Source organism: Streptomyces sp. NPDC020597 (assembly GCF_044335095.1).
Taxonomy (GTDB): Bacteria; Actinomycetota; Actinomycetes; order Streptomycetales; family Streptomycetaceae; genus Streptomyces.
On record NZ_JBIRUL010000046.1, the window covers coordinates 19,481 to 37,875 of the forward strand.

Sequence of the window (18,395 nt, forward strand, 5' to 3'; positions counted from 1 at the left end):
ACTCTCAAGCTCCCTTCGCGGCCTCGAACAGCTCCGCCCGCGGGTCCTCGCCCGCGGTCGCCTCGCGATACGCCTCCAGTGCGTCACGAGCCTTCCCCGACAGGTCCTTCGGGACACTCACCTCGACGGTGACCAGCAGGTCGCCGCGGGTGCCGTCCTTGCGGAAGGCGCCCTTGCCGCGCGCCCGCATGGTGCGGCCGTTGGGCGTGCCGGGCGGGAGTTTCAGGGTCAGCGACGGGCCGCCGAGGGTGGGCACCTTGACCTCGCCGCCGAGGGCCGCCTCGGTGAACGTCACCGGCACGGTCACCGTCAGGTTGTCGTCCTTGCGGCCGAACACCGGATGCGCGCCGACGTGGACGACGACGTAGAGGTCGCCCGAGGGGCCGCCGCGCTCGCCGGGGGCGCCCTTGCCGCGCAGCCGGATGCGCTGGCCGTCCGTCACTCCCGCGGGGATGCGGACCTGCATGGTCCGCGACGACTTCGCACGGCCGCTGCCCTTGCAGTCCAGGCAGGGGTGCTCGGCGATCAGGCCGCGGCCCTTGCAGTCGGGGCAGGGGTCGGTCAGCGAGAAGCCGCCGCCCGAGCCCCGGGCCACCTGGCCGGTGCCGACGCAGGTCGGGCACACGCGCGGCGTGCCGTTCTTGTCGCCGGTTCCCGAACACGCCTTGCACGGGGACTGCGAGGACATCCGCAGCGGGACGGTGGCGCCCTCGATCGCCTCCGTGAACGTGAGCGTGACCTCGGTGTCGATGTCCTGGCCGCGCCGGGGCTGGGTACGGGTCGTGCCCGCCCCGCCGCGGTTGAACAGGCCGCCGAACACGTCCCCGATGCCGCCGCCGAAGCCGCCCTGGGCGCCGCCGCCCTGGGCGCCGCCGCCGAAGAGGTCGCCCAGGTCGAAGTTGAACGAGCCGCCCGCGCCCGGGCCCGGGCGGAAGCCGCCGTTGCCGAAGAGGGCGCGCGCCTCGTCGTACTCCTTGCGCTTCTTGGGGTCGCCGAGGACGTCGTTCGCCTCGGAGATCTCCTTGAAGCGTTCCTCCGCCTTGACGTTGCCCTTGTTGGCGTCCGGGTGGTACTCGCGGGCGAGCTTCCGGTACGCCTTCTTGATCTCGGCCTCGGTGGCGTCCTTGGGGACGCCGAGGACCTTGTAGAAGTCCTTCTCGATGAAGTCCTTGGTGCTCATCCTCGACGTCCCTCCTTCCGTCCGCTCATCCGCTCGAGCTCAGCCCTCGTCCGGGCCACCGCTCTCCTTGTCGTCGCCCGTCTCCGCCTCGTCGGCCTTCGCCGCCTGCGCGCCGGGCTGCGGTTCGGCGACGGCCACCCGCGCGGGACGGATGGTGCGCTCGCCGATCCGATACCCCGGCTGCAGAATCGCCACGCACGTCGTCTCAGTGACGTCGGGCGCGTAACTGTGCATCAGGGCTTCGTGGATCGTCGGGTCGAAGGGCTCGCCCTCCTTGCCGAACTGCTGCAGGCCCATCTTCGCCGCGACGGTCTCCAGCGATTCGCCGACCGACTTGAAGCCGCCGACGAACTCGCCGTGCTCCCGCGCGCGGCCGATGTCGTCGAGCACGGGCAGAAGCTCGGTCAGGAGGTTCGCGACGGCGATCTCCTTGACCGCGATCCGGTCGCGCTCGACCCGGCGGCGGTAGTTCTGGTACTCGGCCTGGAGGCGCTGGAGGTCGGCGGTGCGCTCGCCGAGGGCGGTGCGCACCTGGTCCAGCTGGGCCACCAGACCGGCTGTCTGGTTCGCGTCCCCGGCCGGGGCCGCCCCCTCCGCCGAAGCGGACGAGGAGGCGGTCTTCGGCTCGGCGTCTTCAGGGGTGGCGCCGGAGGGGACGTCGGGCTTCTCCTCGAAGCCCGGGGTCTCCTCCGTCACGCGGCACCGTCCTTGCGCTCGTCGTCCACGATCTCGGCGTCCACGACGTCGTCGTCGGCCTTCGGGGCGTCACCCTGCGGGGCGTCGGCGCCGGGCGTGGCCTGGGCGTCGGCGTACATGGCCTGGCCGACCTTCTGCGAGACCGCGGCGACCTTCTCGGTGGCGGTGCGGATCTCGGCGGTGTCCTCGCCCTTGAGCGCAGCCTTCAGCTCCTCGACGGCGCCCTCGACCTCGGTCTTGACCTCGCCGGGGACCTTGTCCTCGTTGTCCTTGAGGAACTTCTCCGTCTGGTAGACGAGCTGCTCGCCCTGGTTGCGGGCCTCGGCGGCCTCGCGGCGGCGGTGGTCCTCGTCCGCGTACTGCTCGGCCTCCTGGCGCATGCGGTCGACCTCGTCCTTCGGCAGCGAGGAGCCGCCGGTGACGGTCATCTTCTGCTCCTTGCCCGTGCCGAGGTCCTTCGCGGTCACGTGCATGATGCCGTTGGCGTCGATGTCGAAGGCGACCTCGATCTGCGGGACGCCGCGGGGCGCCGGCGGCAGACCGGTCAGCTCGAACATGCCGAGCTTCTTGTTGTAGGCCGCGATCTCGCGCTCACCCTGGTAGACCTGGATCTGCACCGACGGCTGGTTGTCCTCGGCCGTGGTGAAGATCTCCGAACGCTTCGTCGGGATCGTGGTGTTGCGCTCGATCAGCTTGGTCATGATGCCGCCCTTGGTCTCGATGCCGAGGGACAGCGGGGTCACGTCGAGGAGCAGGACGTCCTTGACCTCGCCCTTGAGGACACCGGCCTGGAGCGCGGCGCCGATGGCGACGACCTCGTCCGGGTTCACGCCCTTGTTGGCGTCCTGACCGCCGGTCAGCTCCTTGACGAGCTCGGCGACGGCGGGCATCCGGGTCGAACCGCCGACGAGAACGACGTGGTCGATCTCGGAGAGGTTGATGCCGGCGTCCTTGATGACGTTGTGGAACGGCGTCTTGCAGCGCTCCAGCAGGTCGGCCGTCAGCTGCTGGAACTGGGCGCGGGTGAGCTTCTCGTCCAGGTGCAGCGGGCCCTCGGCGGAGGCCGTGATGTAGGGCAGGTTGATCGAGGTCTCGGTGGACGAGGACAGCTCGATCTTCGCCTTCTCGGCGGCCTCGCGCAGGCGCTGGAGCGCCATCTTGTCCTTGGCGAGGTCCACGCCGTGACCGGACTTGAACTGCTGCACCAGGTAGTCGACGACGCGCTGGTCCCAGTCGTCGCCGCCGAGGTGGTTGTCGCCGTTGGTGGCCTTCACCTCGACGACGCCGTCACCGATCTCCAGGAGGGACACGTCGAAGGTGCCGCCGCCGAGGTCGAAGACGAGGATCGTCTGGTCGTCCTTGTCGAGGCCGTACGCGAGCGCGGCCGCGGTGGGCTCGTTGACGATGCGCAGGACGTTGAGACCGGCGATCTCGCCGGCTTCCTTGGTCGCCTGGCGCTCGGAGTCGTTGAAGTACGCCGGGACGGTGATGACCGCGTCGGCCACCTTCTCGCCCAGGTACGCCTCGGCGTCGCGCTTGAGCTTCTGCAGGATGAAGGCGCTCATCTGCTGCGGGTTGAAGTTCTTCCCGTCGAGCTCGATCGTCCAGTCCGTGCCCATGTGACGCTTCACGGAGCGGATGGTCCGGTCCACGTTCGTGACCGCCTGCCGCTTCGCGACCTCGCCCACGAGGACTTCACCGTTCTTCGCGAAGGCGACGACGGACGGCGTGGTCCTGGCACCCTCGGCGTTGGTGATGACGGTGGGCTCGCCGCCCTCCAGAACGCTGACGACGGAGTTGGTTGTGCCCAGGTCGATGCCGACCGCACGTGCCATGGTGATCTTCCTCCAGCTGACTTGAGTGGAACGGACTCAAGTGTGCACGAAGCTCACCGCCCGGTCAACAGACCTGAGTCGAGCGCACTCAACTCTTATCCGTTCCTTACACGCAAGGAGCCGTTGACCTGCGCCGACACAGCGCGTCCAGCCCGTCTTTCACCGGGTTCCGGGTGATGCGCGCGCCCCTCGGATTGACGCCGGGGCGCATACACGGGCGCGCGCCGCGCCTCCCGGGAGACGCGGGCCTCCTGCGCCCGCCGGGCACGACGGGCCCCCGCGAGCCGGCGTCCACGCGCGCGGGGCGGCCCGTACACCGGGACCCGCAACAGCCCGAGCACGACGGCGAGTGCCCCGCCCGCGACCCACCACACCGCCCGCGCCTCGACCACCGCGGCGTGCACCAGCACCCCCGTGAGCACCGCGCCGAACGTCGCGAGGCCGAGCAGGACGGCCGCGCCCTGGGCGGTGATGCCGAGCCGCCGCAGCCGGTGGGCGAGATGGTCGGGCGCGCCGCGCAGCAGGGGGCGTCCGGCCAGCCGCCGCGACACGGCCACCAGCAGGACGTCGGCCCCGCCGACCGCGGTGAGCGCGAACAGCACGCCGGTGCCGACCAGCGGATCGTGCCCCGCGCGCGCGAAGACGGCGGCCGAGGCGAGCAGGAACCCGGCGAAGAGCGAGCCGCAGGCCCCGAGTGCGACACGCGCGGGCGGCCAGTTGTGCATCAGGAACCCGGTCAGTGCGGCGGCGAGGACGCTCAGCAGCACCACCAGCCCGTCCATGACCTCGACGGCGACGCACGCGGCGACCCCGAAGGCGGTGAGCACGCCGACCGTCCCGGCCACGCCGTCGGCGTGGTCGAGCGCCCGGAAGGCGAGAGCGACGACGGTGATCCAGCCGACGCCCACCGCCGCGGAGAGGACCCCGGCGACCGCCCCGGCGTCCCCGTACATCTCTCCGTACGGCACCACGAAGGCCGCCGCCACGGCCGTGCCGACGGCCAGGAAGCGCGTCTTGAGCCGGCACGCGTCCGCGACCAGTCCGAGCGCGGCGACGGCGCCGCCCGCGGCGAGCAGCACGTCGACGCCGTCCCCGAGCGGCGCGACGCCCGTACGGTCGCCGGCGACCGCGACGGCACAGGTGGTGAGCACGACGGCGGCGCCCCCGGACAGGGGTACGCGCCGCTGTCGTTGCCGTCGGCCGGTCAGACCGAGTCGCAGGGCGGGCACGCGCAGCAGCGCGGCGAGGACGGCGGCGAGGAACAGGGCGGCGGTGGCGGCAGCGATCCCGTAGAGCACGGATATAAATTAGTCATAAATGTACCAATTTGGTACGAATAACACGGCCGGATTGACCCCTGATTCTGAGGCAACCCTCAGCGACTCAGATCACTCCGTCCCCCGCTACAGTGCGACGGAGGATACGGGGTAGTCTCAGACGGACTGCATAAGTTACCGCTTAGTAATCTCGATCGAAGTCCCCTCGCAGGCCCGAGGAGCCCCCAAATGCAACTCGCCGCGATCATCGTGTCGCTGGTCCTGACCGTGGTCGGCGTCGCGCTGCTCGCACGCGCCATCGGTCAGTTCGTCCGGTACTTCAAACTGGGCCAGCCGGTCCCGGCCGGCGCCCGGACCGACAACCCCTACGCGCGCAGCGTGACGCTGGTGAAGGAGTTCCTCGGCCACACGCGGATGAACCGCTGGGGCATCGTCGGCTTCGCCCACTGGTTCGTCGCCGTCGGCTTCCTGACGCTGCCGCCGACCCTGGCGCAGGCCTTCGGCCAGCTGTTCCAGGCCGACTGGACGCTCCCCTGGATCGGCGAGTTCCTGCCGTTCGAGCTGTACATCGAGTTCATCGGCGTGATGACGATCCTCGGCATCGCCGTGCTCATCGTGATCCGCCTGCTGAACCTGCCCTCGCGCCCGGGCCGCAAGTCCCGCTTCGCGGGCTCCAAGGCGGGCCAGGCGTACTTCGTCGAGTACGTCATCCTCACCATCGGCCTCGCCATCTACACGCTGCGCGGCCTCGAGGGCGCGATCCACCACGTGGACCACTACGAGGCCGCGTACTTCGCCTCGTACCCCCTGGTCCTGGCCTTCAAGGGACTGAGCGTCCCCACGCTCCAGACACTGGTCTACTTCACCGCGATGGTGAAGATCAGCACCTCGTTCATCTGGATGATCGTGGTCTCGCTCAACACCAACATGGGCGTGGCCTGGCACCGCTTCCTCGCGTTCCCGAACATCTGGTTCAAGCGCAACGCGACGGGTGAGACCGCTCTGGGCGGCCTGCAGCCGATGACGTCCGGCGGCAAGCCGATCGACTTCACCGACCCCGGTGACGACGACGTCTTCGGCGTCTCCCAGGTCGAGCAGTTCTCCTGGAAGGGCCTGCTGGACTTCTCCACGTGCACCGAGTGCGGCCGCTGCCAGTCGCAGTGCCCCGCGTGGAACACCGGAAAGCCGCTCTCCCCCAAGCTCCTGATCATGTCGTTGCGCGACCACGCGCACGCCAAGGCCCCGTACCTGCTGGCCGGTGGCGGCAAGACCATGGAGGGCGACGAGAAGGCCTCCGCGGAGCAGCTCGAGGACGTCCCCGCGGCCGCTCTCGCCGAGGCCGAGCGGCCCCTCGTCGGCACCGCCGAGGAGAACGGCGTCATCGACCCCGACGTCCTGTGGTCCTGCACCACCTGCGGCGCCTGCGTCGAGCAGTGCCCCGTCGACATCGAGCACGTCGACCACATCGTCGACATGCGCCGCTACCAGGTGATGATCGAGTCCGCGTTCCCGTCCGAGGCGGGCACGATGCTCAAGAACCTGGAGAAGAAGGGCAACCCCTGGGGCCTCGCCAAGAAGCAGCGCCTGGAGTGGCTGAAGGAAGTCGACTTCGAGGTGCCGGTCGTCGGCAAGGACATCGAGGACCTCACCGAGGTCGAGTACCTGTACTGGGTCGGCTGCGCGGGGTCCCTCGAGGACCGCGCGAAGAAGACGACGAAGGCCTTCGCCGAGCTGCTGCACATCGCGGGCGTCAAGTTCGCGATCATGGGCGGCGACGAGAAGTGCACCGGTGACTCCGCCCGGCGCCTCGGCAACGAGCCCCTGTTCCAGGAGCTCGGCATGGAGAACGTCATGGCGCTGAACACGGCGTTCGGCGAGGAGACGGACGACGAGGGCAACGTGACGCCCGAGTCGAAGAAGCCGAAGTCGGCGAAGAAGATCGTCGCCACCTGCCCGCACTGCCTCAACACCCTCGGCAACGAGTACCCGCAGCTCGGCGGCGACTACGAGGTCATCCACCACACCCAGCTGCTCCAGCACCTCGTCGACGAGGGCAAGCTGATCCCGGTGACCCCGGTCGAGGGCATCATCACCTACCACGACCCCTGCTACCTGGGCCGGCACAACAAGATCTACACGCCGCCGCGCGAGATCATCGCCAAGGTCCCGGGTCTGCGCAACGAGGAGATGCACCGCCACAAGGAGCGCGGCTTCTGCTGCGGCGCGGGCGGCGCCCGGATGTGGATGGAGGAGCGGATCGGCAAGCGCATCAACAACGAGCGCGTCGACGAGGCCCTCTCCCTCAACCCCGACATCGTCTCCACCGCCTGCCCGTTCTGCCTCGTCATGCTGACCGACTCGGTCAACGGCAAGAAGAACGAGGGCAAGGCCAAGGAGTCCATCACGGTCGTGGACGTCTCCCAGCTCCTCCTGGAGTCGGTCAAGACGCCGGTCGACGACGAGCCCCCGGCGGGCGAGACGGAGACCGAGAGCGAGCCGGAGCCCCAGCCGGTGAAGTGACCCGCGCACCGGACGGTGAGCGACCCGCGCGGCGGGCCGTGAACCGGCCGGTGGGCAACCCGGACGGCCGTACCGACGCCCCCGTGTCCCACCCGGACGCGGGGGCGTCGCCGTCCCCTCCACCTCGCACCCCACACCCCCGGGGCACCCCGGGACGCTCCCCCAAGAACCCCCGACTCCAGCCCCGTTACTCCCCTTAGGGGATGTCACAGGTCGGCAGCAAAGCCGTGCGCGGGCGACGGCGTCGCCACGTCACCCGGCGGGAGCAGGTACGTTCGAAGACGTGGCTGGATTCAGGATCGGACGCGGCGGCCGGGACAACCGCGCCCCGCAAACGCGACCGCAACACCCTCCGTACGGGCAGCAGGCGCCCCAGGGGCCGTCGCGGCCCTCAGGACCGTCGGGTCCCTCGGGGCCGTCGGGTCCTCCCGGGCCGTCCTACGGCTATCCGTCGGCCCAGCAGCCGTACCCGCAGCGCCCGCAGTACGGCGGCGCCGGCGGCGGCGGTCAGTGGCCGCACGCGAACGGCGGCCAGGGCGGCCGGGGCGGCGAGGAGCCGGAGTACTTCGGCGGGGACGCGCCGTACGGCGCCCCGGGCGGCCACGGCGGCGCCCCGCACGACCCGTACGCCGCGAACAACCCGGGCCACACCCAGGCCTTCTCGATCGACGAGCACCAGCGGTACGACCAGTACAACCAGGGCGGCACCTACCACGCAGGATCGGCGCCGGCCGGCCCGGTCGGTCCGCGCCTGCACTGGAAGGCACTGCTGAAGGGCATCGTCCTCGCCCCCCAGCAGACGTTCCACCAGATGCGGGACTACACGATGTGGGGGCCCGCCCTCGTCGTCACGTTCCTCTACGGCCTGCTCGCGGTCTTCGGCTTCGACGGCGCGCGCTCGGACGCCATAAACGCGACGCTCTCCAACGCGATCCCGATCGTCCTGACGACGGCCGTCGCGATGGTGCTGAGCTCGTTCGTGCTGGGCGTGGTCACCCACACGCTGGCCCGTCAGCTCGGCGGCGACGGCGCATGGCAGCCCACCGTCGGCCTCTCCATGCTGATCATGTCCCTGACGGACGCACCGCGGCTGGTCGTCGCGATGTTCTTCGGCGGCGACGCGTCGTTCGTGCAGCTGCTCGGCTGGGCGACATGGGTGGCCGCGGGCGCCCTGCTGACCCTGATGGTCAGCCGCTCCCACGACCTCCCGTGGCCGAAGGCGCTCGGGGCGTCGTCGATCCAGCTGATCGCGCTGCTGTCGATCGTGAAGCTGGGCACGTTCTAGCAGTCGGTCGCGCGAAAGGGCTCCCGCCGGAGAACCGGCGGGGGCCCTTTCGTGTTCGCACACCTCGACGCCACGCCATAACCGAGAGCAACCGATCACGCATCCCGCACGGGTGCAAAAGTCACATCAACCGCATGTCGCACGATGCCGACTACAGAGTGTCAGTTAACGTGACTGCTCCCTACCACCTCGTACTGGGAGTGCGCGTGAAAGCTCGCTTTGGCTTGAGACGGGGACCGCTGCTCGTGGCCGCCCTGCTGGTCGCCGTCATCGCCATGATCCTTCCGGGCACGGCCGTCGCCGGCGTCGATGACGGCCGGGCCCGCGCCGACCACTGGGGCGTGATCACCCGCAACACGATCGGCTCCCCCGTCGCCGCACTGCGCAGCGGGCCGTTCGGCTCGTTCGGCGTGACCGGCACGTCCGCACGGCCGCCGTACGGCCGGGGCAGCCTCGGCATCGAGGTGGTGGGCGCTGCTCCGGGGGTGAACGCGTCCCCCGTCGAGAAGGTCGACTTCGGCAACGAGGTGGACTTCTACGGAAAGTCGCTGCTGAGCCTGCGCCGAGCGGGATTCCACGTCTTCCAGACGGGCGAGAACATCTCGTACGGCGGCGTGCGGAACATGCCGAACATCCGGATCGAGATCGATCCCAACCTGAACAGCACCTCCGACTACTCCTCTCTGGTGTGGCTGCCGGCCGCGTCGCCGACCGTGAACAGCTGGAGCCCGTTCCTCGACGCCACGACGACCGGAGGCTGGTTCCTCACAGGCAACGCCGGCGCCGTGACGGGTTGCGCCCTCGCCACCCCGTGTACCTTCGGCGCGCTCAAGGCCGCGTTCACGTCGCGCAACGCCAGGCCGACGGTCCTGACGGTCTCGGTGGGCAAGGGCCGGGACTTCATGTGGATCGGCGCGGTCGACGGCCTCCGACTCAACGACTACGTCTACGACTTCGAGCCGGACGGCGTGAAGGCGCTGCACAAGAGGTGACCGGGAGACGGGTCCCGGAAGGCTTCCGGAGCGACACGAGCAACACGAGCAACACGAGCAACAACTCGTACAACCTCCCTGCCTCTTCACAGGTCCGATCCAGCGGTGCGCGCACCCGCGCGCACCGCTCGGCTCATCACGAAGGACCTCCTTGGCTTCCGTACACACCCGTCGACGCCGGCTCGCCGCCTGCGTCGCCACCGTTGTCGCCGTGACGATCGGCGCCGGCGCGCTGGTCTCGCCCGGAGCCGTGGCCGCTCCCGTCGTCACCGCCGGGGCCGCCACCGCCACCGTCGGCGAGGCGAACCTGCCTCTCGGCGCCGACGTCGTCAGCACCGGCGACACCGGATACCTCACGTCCCGGACCGACGACTCCGGCGCCAGGGTCCTCGAGTGGCACAGGTACGCGGACGGGTCGGTGCTGCCGGTCAACGCGGGCGCCACGGGTTACGACAGCGCCTCCGACATCGTCGTGACCGGCGACGGCGGCAGCGTCGTCCATCTGCGGGACATGAGGCAAGGCGCCACCTGGTCCGCGTCCTACGACCTCGCGTCCGAGTTCGCGCCCGGCGCGAAGCTGGTGGGCGTGGTCGGCGACAACCTGTTCGTGAAGGTCCCGACCGGCAGCGGGGGCTACCAGGAGCTGTGGCAGCTCTCCCACGTCGACGGGGTCGCCCGGAAGACGAAGCGCTCGTCCAACCCCTACAGCATGGACTTCAAGGTCGTCGCCGCCACGAGCGACGTGATGATCGTCCTGAGCGGCAACCGGGTCTTCCCGAGCCCCGCGACCTTCCGGACCGAGTACTGGAAGACGCGCACGACCGTCGGCGGCGACGCGGTGATCGAGTCGGGCAGCAGGCAGAACATCGCTCCGTGGACGCAGGCCTCGACGGGCGCCTGCACGGCCGACTACGAGGCGTGGGCCGAGTACCGGGCCGGAGCCACCGAACTCGTCGTCAGCGGGACGCTCGTCCATCGGAGGTTCACCCTGGACAGCTCCCTGAGCGGCGCCGTCATCGCCGGCGTCACCCGGGACACGCTGCTCTACGGGGTGCCCGGCACGGCGGCCGGCGGGACGCCGAGCCCGCTGTACGCCCGCAGCGTCACCGACTCCACCGCCGCGCCCTACACACTGCTGGAGCACTTCTCCAGCGTGGCCCACGCGCCGGACGGCAGCCTGCTCGTGCGCGGCGCCACGGCCGACGCCGACGGTCTGTTCCGCGTCCGGGAGGGGAACGGCGGCCTGCCGAGCCTCACGCTCGTGGCGGACACGGGCCGGCTCAAGGCCGTCGAGGTGACCGCGTCGAACGTCCCCACCGCGGTGAGCCTGGAGAAGCCGGGCGCCACGGCCGCGATGGAGTGGACCCTGTCCCGCACGCACGCCGTCGTGGACCTCACCCTCACCCACACGGCCACCGGCAGGAAACTCACCGCGCACCTGCCCCGGCCGGTCTCCGACAGCCGCTTCGGCTTCGTCTGGAACGGCCTCCTGGACGGCGTCAGCGCCCCGAACGGCGCCTACACCTGGCAGATCACCGCCACCGCGGCCGACGGCGTCGGCGCCCCGGCGACCGCCCGGGGGAGTATCCAGGTCTCACGCCGGGCCAACCCGCACGACTTCGGCGACAACGGCTCGACGGACGTCCTCGCGCGGGACGCCTCGGGCGTGCTGTGGCGCGACGACCTCTTCGACTGGCCGTCGGACGGCCGGGTGACCGCGGCCGAGCGGACGAGGGTCGGCGGCGGCTGGCAGGCCTACAACCAGATCGAGGCCGTCGGGAACCTCGCCGGCGCCCCGACGGGCGACCTCGTCGCGCGCGACGCCGCGGGCGTCCTGTGGATGTACCAGGGCAACGGCAGGGGAGGCTTCGCCACCCGTGTCAAGGTCGGTTCCGGCTGGCAGACCTACAAGAGGATCACCGGCGGCAGCGACCTCACCGGGGACGGCCGCCCCGACCTCCTCGCCGGCGACGCCTCCGGCGTCCTGTGGCTCCACAAGGGCACGGGCAGCTCGTCCGCCCCCTTCGCCGCCCGCGTCCGGCTCGGCGGCGGCTGGCAGATCTACGACCGGATCACCGCCGTCGGCGACATCGCGGGCGGCACGGCCGGCGACCTCGTCGCGCGCGACGCCGCGGGCGTCCTGTGGATGTACCAGGGCAACGGCAGGGGCGGCTTCGCCACCCGTGTCAGGGTCGGTTCCGGCTGGAAGGCCTTCACCCGGCTCGTCGGCGCCGGCGACGTCAACGCCGACGGCCGCCCCGACCTGATCGCCCACGGCCCGAACGGCACGTACGTCTACCGCTCGACCGGCTCGGCCACAGCCCCGCTCAGCCGGCTCACGAGCGACCTCTACACGGGCGAGGGCGCCAGGTTCAACACCGTCGTCTGAACCGTCCCCGGCGCGACCGGCTGCCCCGGCCGCCACGGCGGCGGGCACCCCCCGTGTGCCGCGCGCCGTCGAGCCCGACGCCGCCGCGGCCGCCGGACGGACGGTGCCCGGGGGTGCGGTTCCGGGGGTGCGGTTCCCGATCCCCCCGGGGAACCGCACCCCCGGATACCGTTTTGCCGGAACGGCAACAGGAGTCGCGCGACCGGGAGCGGATGGGCGACGGTGGGCCCGTGACCGACGACACCGCGGGATCGCCCGCGTCCGACATCCCCCCGACCGCCGACGGCTACGTCGGAGACCCCGCAGTACGTGCGGAGTGGGACGACCGATACGCCGACCGCGACCGGTTGTGGAGCGGCCGGCCCAACGGCGCCCTCGTGACCGAGGTCGCCGGCCTCACACCCGGGCGGGTGCTCGACGTCGGCTGCGGCGAGGGCGCGGACGCCGTCTGGCTCGCGCGCGGCGGCTGGGACGTCACCGCGCTCGAGGTCTCGGGCGTGGCGCTGGAGCGGGCGGCGGGGCACGCACGGGACGCCGGCGTCACCGTCCGCTGGGTGCACGCCGAACTCACCGGGGCGGCGCTTCCCCCGGCCTCCTTCGACCTGGTCTCCGCCCAGTACCCGGCCCTGCTGCGCACCCCCGGCGCCTCGGCCGAGCGGGCGCTGCTCGCGGCCGTCGCGCCCGGCGGCGTGCTGCTGCTCGTGCACCACGCGGGAATGGACACCCGGCACCCGCAGGACAACGGCTTCGACCCGGCCGACTACGTCTGGCCCTCGATGGTCGCCGCCCTGCTGGACGACGACTGGATGGTGGAGGTCGACGAGCAGCGGCCACGGGTGGCGCCCGAGGGCGGCGCCGGCACGCACCACACCGACGACGTGGTGCTGCGGGCCCGCCGCCTGCGCTGACGGCTCCGAACGCGTGCCGACTCGGCCGGCTTCCGTAGCGTCGCCGCAGGGTGACTGCGACTGTCCGTGAGTGGCACGACGAGGAAGGGTGGGAGACTCGACTCTCCCCAGACACCCGGCGGTTGTCGGGGCCATTGCCCCGACATCCGGACGAAGGGCTTCCCCACCCTGTCGCCGGGGCAGCGTGGGGATCTCCGGCGGGAAGCCCCCGGCTTCAACCAGAAGGCTACGACTGCCGGGCAGTGAAGATCGTGCCTCGGCCGGCCTGACCTCCACATCACGGGATGCACGACGCTCAGCCCGCGTTCAGTGGGTGAGCAACCACCAGATCCGGTCGTACGAAGCGACGTGGAAGAGGACCAGAATCGCCAGCCCCCAGATCGCGGTGCGCCGCATGCGAGCCGTGTGCAACGCGGCCACGGCGCCGAAGAAGACGGCGAGTTCGAGCACCAACCGCACCGGTCCAGGAGTGTCGACCTCGGTGTCCCCGGAACGCGCCTCGTCGCCCGGGACCGCGAAGGTTCCCCATGCCCAGCCGATGACGACGGGTACGGCGACGACCAGGATCCAGCGCCACGGGGACGCCGTCGTCCGCCAGGCCCATAACGCGAACGCGCCCAGGGCGGCCAGTTCGAGCATGAACCGGAGACCGAGCATGACCGGGTCGTAGGCCAGGGCAACGGATATCACTGCTGTGCCTCCACAGTGGTCGTCGTCGTGCCATCAGCAAGATCGACAGTCAGGGCGACGCAGGGCGCCGCACCATCAGACGGTGGCCCCCGGCATTCCATCGGGAGGCCATTCTCGATCTTCACCCCGGCTCGCACGCACCGGCGCGACGAGGTTCAACGCGGTTCAACGCGGTTCAACGCGGTTCACTGCTCGGCGACTTGCGCAGGCCCCCCTTCCCCGCGCCTTGCCGGAGACCCCCACCACAGCTGAAGAACGTGCGCCGGCGTCTGCGGCCGACTCCCCCGCACGCTCCACCCTCACCCGTAAAATGCGCGAAACCCGCAGCTCAGAGCGCTTCCCCGGATGGACCGACCGGCTCCCCCGACTTACGCACCACGGGCAGAACACTCCACGGGAAGTTGATCCAGTCGTCCGTCCGCTTCCACACGTACTCGCACTTCACGAGCGACTGCGACTTCTCGTAGACGACGGCGCTGCGCACCTCCGCGACGGCGTCCAGGCAGAAGTCGCGCACGAGCTTCAGCGTCTTGCCCGTGTCGGCGACGTCGTCGGTGATGAGGACCTTCTTGTCGGAGAAGTCGATGACGTCGGGAACGGGCGCAAGCATCACGGGCATGTCGAGCGTGGTTCCGACGCCGGTGTAGAACTCGACGTTGACCAGGTGGATGTTCTTGCAGTCGAGGGCGTAGGCGAGCCCGCCGGCGACGAAGACGCCTCCACGGGCGATGCACAGCACGACGTCCGGGACGTATCCGTCGTCCACGATGGTCTGCGCGAGCTCCCGGACGGCCGTCCCGAACTGCTCGTAGGTGAGGTTCTCGCACGCCGGCTGCACTTCGTTTCCGTCCGTACCGCCGCTCACACCTGGGTCCGGTGGAAGTTCAGGAACGACCGGGACGCCGTCGGCCCGCGCTGGCCCTGGTACCTGGACCCGTAGCGTTCGCTGCCGTACGGGAACTCGGCCGGCGAGCTGAGCCGGAACATGCACAGCTGCCCGATCTTCATACCGGGCCACAGCTTGATCGGCAGGGTGGCGAGGTTGGACAGCTCGAGCGTCACGTGCCCCGAGAAGCCGGGGTCGATGAAGCCGGCGGTGGAGTGGGTGACCAGCCCGAGCCGCCCGAGCGAGCTCTTGCCCTCGAGCCGTGAGGCGAGATCGTCGGGAAGGCTGACGACCTCGTACGTGGAGGCGAGCACGAACTCCCCGGGGTGGAGGATGAACGGCTCGTCGCCCTCGGGCTCCACGAGCCGCGTCAGGTCGGACTGCTCCACCGACGGGTCGATGTGCGGGTAGCGGTGGTTCTCGAACACCCGGAAGTAACGGTCGAGTCGCACGTCGATGCTCGACGGCTGCACCATGGATTCGTCGTAGGGATCGATCCGTACCCGCCCGGCGTCGATCTCGGCCCGGATGTCCTTGTCTGAGAGAAGCACGTCCCGAGGATACGCAAGGCGCGCGGAGCGACCACCATCGGCCGACTCCGCGCGCCAGGGCTTTTCCGTCTCCGCCCGCCGCTACCGCTTCTCGAGCATCACCGGCACGGCACTGCGCAACCGGGCGCAACGAGGACAGCGGACCAGCCGTCCGGGGCCGAGCCGCTCGGCCTGCTGCATCGGGAACGACGCGGTGCTGAACACGTGCCCGTCGGCACAACGGACGACGGTGCGCTCCATCAAGTCCATGAGTCCCTTCCCCAAGAGCCGCGTCCGGCTGCTGCTCGCCGGACACTGAAAGCCACATTACGGGACGAACGGGACGACTCTCCAGGCGGCACTCCGACCCGCCCGACCCCACCTCTACGCCACCACCGTACGCCCCAACTCCGGGCGCCCACACACCGATCCCTCCCCTGCAACGCGGTCGGGCCCCGGGGCTTCGACGCCCGGGGCCCGGCATGAGGTAGAGTGACGGAGCGTTCCGACACCGGTTCATTCCGGCGTCTTACGCGGGTGTAGTTTAATGGTAGAACATCAGCTTCCCAAGCTGAGAGCGCGAGTTCGATTCTCGTCACCCGCTCCACAACAAAGGCCCAGGTCATTGACCCGGGCCTTTTTGCTGTCCGTCGTGATCAGTTGTCGCGTGCCAGATTCGTGCCAGAACGTTGATCGTCGGGGTCTGCTGTCCGCTGTTCTGGCACGGCCGCCACGGCCGCAGCTTCCTGCACTTCCTGTACTTGCTGACGCGCCTTGCGGACGGTCGCGTCGAGGCCAGCTGCAACTTCCTGCTGTCGGTCGTCGTCGGAGTGCTGATAGATCAGCGCGGCTTTCTCGGAGGACTGGCCGGCGCGAACCATCGTGTCCGTGAGCGTGGCCCCGGAGCGGGTCGACAGGGTGTGTCCGGTGTGACGAAGGTCGTAGAACCGGAAGCCCTCGGGGACACCGGAGACGGTACGAGCCTTGCGCCACTTTCGGCCGAAGGTGCTGCGGCGGAAGGCGGCTCCCTTCTCGCCGAGGAAGACAGGCCCGTTGGGTCCCTTGCCCGCGTAGAGCTCCATGTGGAGGCGCAGCTCCGGGCGGAGAAACTCGGGGAGGTGGACGGTCCGGGTTCCGGCTTCCGACTTGGTGTCACCGGGGGCACGGCGGCCGTTCGTGCGTTCCGGTTCGGCGACGCGGACCTTGATTTTCAGCGCGTCCACGTCGACGTCCCAGCGGCGGAGGCCGGCCAGCTCTTCGGGGCGGAGGGGACCGTACGCGCCGAGATAGACCATCAGACGCCAGCGGGGGCCGATGTTGTCGGCAAGGACGTCCACCTGGGCCACGGTGGCGATACGGCGTTCAGCCGCCCTTTCCTTTCCGGCGCCCTTGATCCGGCACGGGTTGCGCTTGACCAGGTCGTCGTCCACGGCCGTCTCCATGATGCTTTTCAGGAGGCCGTACGCCTTGGCGATCGTGGTTTTCGCCTTGGACGTCCGGAGGCGTTCAGCCCGCCACTCGCGGACGAGGGGCGCGGTGATCTCGTCGAGGTCCGAGTCACCGAAGGTGGGAAGGACGTGGTCCTTCAGGAGGTAGCGGTACAGGTCCTCGCTGAGAAGGGGCGAAATGGCAGACAAGAACAGTCGGTGGAACCACCCGCACTGGCACCTCATGATCGTGATACCGCTTCTGATCTTCCTGATCACCGAAGACGACCCCATCACACGATGCTTCCTGGCTTCAGGGCTCACGCTGGCAGCTATCCGCTACGGGGCGGGAGTCTGCAAGGTGGGCCCGAGCCAAGTCCGCCCCGGTTCCTGACACCAACAGCCGCGAACGACAGCGGTCGACCAACCGATGCGCAGCACCCGTTGGTCGATGTCGACAGACCCCCGTGATCGACCTGATAAGGATGCGTGTCGAACTCAAAGCCTGTGCCCGGTCGTGCCCCACCCGTGCCCGATAGACCGGGAACTCCCGGGGACTGCGGTCGCCAACAGGCAACCTTGTAGCGAAGGCCCCTGACCGATTTACCTGGTCAGGGGCCGTTCATCTGCGGTGGGTGTGGGATGTGAACCCACGGTGACATCGCTGCCACGCCGGTTTTCAAGATCGTCGGGGTGGACGCTGTCATTGAGGCTCTGCTGGCCCAAGAGCTCACTTGCGAGCCAGCGCGGCGCGCACGGCCTTGGTATCCGTACCCATGGTCTCGTCGAGGTTGACCGTCTGATCGACGAGCCACGCACCCCGCTCGCCGGGAACGAGTCGAAGTGCGGTGTGGGTGATCATGCCGGGTGCCGCAGAACCGGCCTCGAAGGTCACCCGCAATCCGATGCCTGCCGGATGCTGGCCAGAGGCCTCGACCTCGACCGTCTCACCAGTGGTCACCTGCGCGTCCGGGTAGGCACGGGTACGGGACGTCTTAGTGATGTCTACGCACTCGGCGATGGTGGCCGCCCCCATGCTCTGCCGCAGGCGTTCTGTCCGCGCTTCACAGGCTGCCTTCCAATCCTGCTCCACCGAGGCCTGTTGAAAGGCCCGGGCAGCCTTGACCGCAGCTGCATCGGGCTTCTCGCTTCCACCGCTGCCGGTGTCGTCGCAACCGACCACCGGTAAGGCCACCGCCATCACGAGCAGCCCAGCGGCGCGGCCAATCCGAGCAGCCATGTCATGCCCCCTCTCATCGGCGCTCCCAGCACCGTTCGGAGGATTACAGCACAGGGCCCGCTGTCATCGGCTGGGGTTCGGACGGGCCCGCACGAAGGTGGCCGTCGTTGGCCGGGCGGGCGGGTCGGGGTGATGATCCTGGGCCGTCTCTGGGCCGTGCGACGATGGCCGACGCCACTCATCAGCGACCGACAACGACAGACGTGCCACGGTCGTCAACCTGAAAACCCCAGGCCAGCCGTGCCCGACCATTCGAGTTACCACCCGAGGGTGGCGGTCAGGCAAGATGGGGTGTTTCTTTCCGCCGGACAGCGGTGCTATCCGGCATGTCCTGGGGGGACTTCCGTGATCATCGCTGTTTCGGACGGGCACGAACCGGCCTACCAGCTCCAGACGAGCCTGCTCACGCTGGTCTTTGGCATAGCGCTCATCAGCGTCGGGCAGAGGGACTGCTGCAGGATCAGGTGACACCTGACCTGGCTTGCTGAGAGGCGGCCTGGAAGGATGTCGCAGTGCCCAAGCCGTATCCGAAGGAGTTCC

The 18,395-nt window shown here is 69.8% G+C and carries 15 protein-coding genes, 1 tRNA gene and 1 pseudogene; 7 read left to right on the top strand and 10 right to left on the bottom strand.

The window, feature by feature from the left end:
• Positions 1–4: 4 nt before the first annotated feature.
• The 4 genes from dnaJ to ACH4ZA_RS38115 all read right to left on the bottom strand — a co-directional run bounded on the left by dnaJ (position 5) and on the right by ACH4ZA_RS38115 (position 5,009).
• The gene (dnaJ, locus tag ACH4ZA_RS38100; RefSeq protein WP_398433614.1) at positions 5–1,180 is read right to left on the bottom strand and encodes a molecular chaperone DnaJ; all 1,176 of its coding nucleotides are present in this window, start codon (positions 1,178–1,180) and stop codon (positions 5–7) included.
• Positions 1,181–1,219: 39 nt separating this feature from the next.
• Positions 1,220–1,876: a nucleotide exchange factor GrpE gene (gene grpE, locus ACH4ZA_RS38105; RefSeq protein WP_319275824.1), complete on the bottom strand. Its 657-nt coding sequence runs from the start codon at positions 1,874–1,876 to the stop codon at positions 1,220–1,222.
• Positions 1,873–3,711, bottom strand: a complete 1,839-nt coding sequence (gene dnaK, locus ACH4ZA_RS38110) for a molecular chaperone DnaK (protein ID WP_319275826.1) — start codon at positions 3,709–3,711, stop codon at positions 1,873–1,875. The genes grpE and dnaK overlap by 4 nt, the downstream gene beginning before the upstream one ends.
• 95 nt (positions 3,712–3,806) lie before the next feature.
• Positions 3,807–5,009, bottom strand: coding sequence for an MraY family glycosyltransferase (locus ACH4ZA_RS38115; RefSeq protein WP_398433615.1), 1,203 nt, complete (start codon positions 5,007–5,009; stop codon positions 3,807–3,809).
• 207 nt (positions 5,010–5,216) lie between these two features.
• Between ACH4ZA_RS38115 and ACH4ZA_RS38120 the strand changes: the two genes are divergently transcribed.
• The 6 genes and pseudogenes from ACH4ZA_RS38120 to ACH4ZA_RS38145 all read left to right on the top strand — a co-directional run bounded on the left by ACH4ZA_RS38120 (position 5,217) and on the right by ACH4ZA_RS38145 (position 13,351).
• On the top strand, positions 5,217–7,508 hold the full coding sequence (locus ACH4ZA_RS38120) for a heterodisulfide reductase-related iron-sulfur binding cluster (RefSeq protein ID WP_319275828.1): 2,292 nt from the start codon (positions 5,217–5,219) through the stop codon (positions 7,506–7,508).
• Between the two features lie 283 nt (positions 7,509–7,791).
• Positions 7,792–8,793, top strand: coding sequence for a Yip1 family protein (locus ACH4ZA_RS38125; RefSeq protein ID WP_319275829.1), 1,002 nt, complete (start codon positions 7,792–7,794; stop codon positions 8,791–8,793).
• Between the two features lie 224 nt (positions 8,794–9,017).
• On the top strand, positions 9,018–9,785 hold the full coding sequence (locus ACH4ZA_RS38130; RefSeq protein WP_398433616.1) for a hypothetical protein: 768 nt from the start codon (positions 9,018–9,020) through the stop codon (positions 9,783–9,785).
• 151 nt (positions 9,786–9,936) lie between these two features.
• Positions 9,937–12,174 carry an FG-GAP repeat domain-containing protein gene (locus tag ACH4ZA_RS38135; RefSeq protein WP_398433617.1) on the top strand — a complete coding sequence of 746 codons (2,238 nt, stop codon included), beginning with the start codon at positions 9,937–9,939 and terminating at the stop codon, positions 12,172–12,174.
• Positions 12,175–12,404: 230 nt separating this feature from the next.
• Positions 12,405–13,082, top strand: coding sequence for a class I SAM-dependent methyltransferase (locus ACH4ZA_RS38140; RefSeq protein ID WP_319275834.1), 678 nt, complete (start codon positions 12,405–12,407; stop codon positions 13,080–13,082).
• A gap of 50 nt (positions 13,083–13,132) precedes the next feature.
• Positions 13,133–13,351 (top strand): annotated as a pseudogene (locus tag ACH4ZA_RS38145) (cold shock domain-containing protein).
• 37 nt (positions 13,352–13,388) lie between these two features.
• On the opposite strand, the gene ACH4ZA_RS38150 reads toward ACH4ZA_RS38145, so the two are convergent.
• From ACH4ZA_RS38150 to ACH4ZA_RS38165, 4 genes are all read right to left on the bottom strand, one after another.
• Positions 13,389–13,772: a YrdB family protein gene (locus ACH4ZA_RS38150; RefSeq protein ID WP_398433618.1), complete on the bottom strand. Its 384-nt coding sequence runs from the start codon at positions 13,770–13,772 to the stop codon at positions 13,389–13,391.
• Positions 13,773–14,100: 328 nt separating this feature from the next.
• Positions 14,101–14,610: a phosphoribosyltransferase gene (locus tag ACH4ZA_RS38155; RefSeq protein WP_398433619.1), complete on the bottom strand. Its 510-nt coding sequence runs from the start codon at positions 14,608–14,610 to the stop codon at positions 14,101–14,103.
• Between the two features lie 23 nt (positions 14,611–14,633).
• A complete protein-coding gene (dcd, locus tag ACH4ZA_RS38160; RefSeq protein WP_319275839.1) occupies positions 14,634–15,209 on the bottom strand; it encodes a dCTP deaminase in 576 nt (191 codons plus the stop codon).
• Between the two features lie 81 nt (positions 15,210–15,290).
• On the bottom strand, positions 15,291–15,458 hold the full coding sequence (locus tag ACH4ZA_RS38165) for a hypothetical protein (protein ID WP_159083183.1): 168 nt from the start codon (positions 15,456–15,458) through the stop codon (positions 15,291–15,293).
• Positions 15,459–15,721: 263 nt separating this feature from the next.
• On the opposite strand from ACH4ZA_RS38165, the gene ACH4ZA_RS38170 reads away from it, so the two are divergent.
• Positions 15,722–15,795 (top strand) — tRNA-Gly (locus tag ACH4ZA_RS38170).
• Positions 15,796–15,844: 49 nt separating this feature from the next.
• On the opposite strand, the gene ACH4ZA_RS38175 is transcribed toward ACH4ZA_RS38170, so the two are convergent.
• Together ACH4ZA_RS38175 and ACH4ZA_RS38180 are read right to left on the bottom strand one after the other, a co-directional pair.
• Complete coding sequence (locus ACH4ZA_RS38175; RefSeq protein WP_398433620.1) at positions 15,845–16,861, bottom strand: tyrosine-type recombinase/integrase; 1,017 nt, start codon at positions 16,859–16,861, stop codon at positions 15,845–15,847.
• 484 nt (positions 16,862–17,345) lie between these two features.
• Complete coding sequence (locus ACH4ZA_RS38180) at positions 17,346–17,855, bottom strand: hypothetical protein (RefSeq protein ID WP_319275843.1); 510 nt, start codon at positions 17,853–17,855, stop codon at positions 17,346–17,348.
• Between the last annotated feature and the right edge of the window lie 540 nt (positions 17,856–18,395).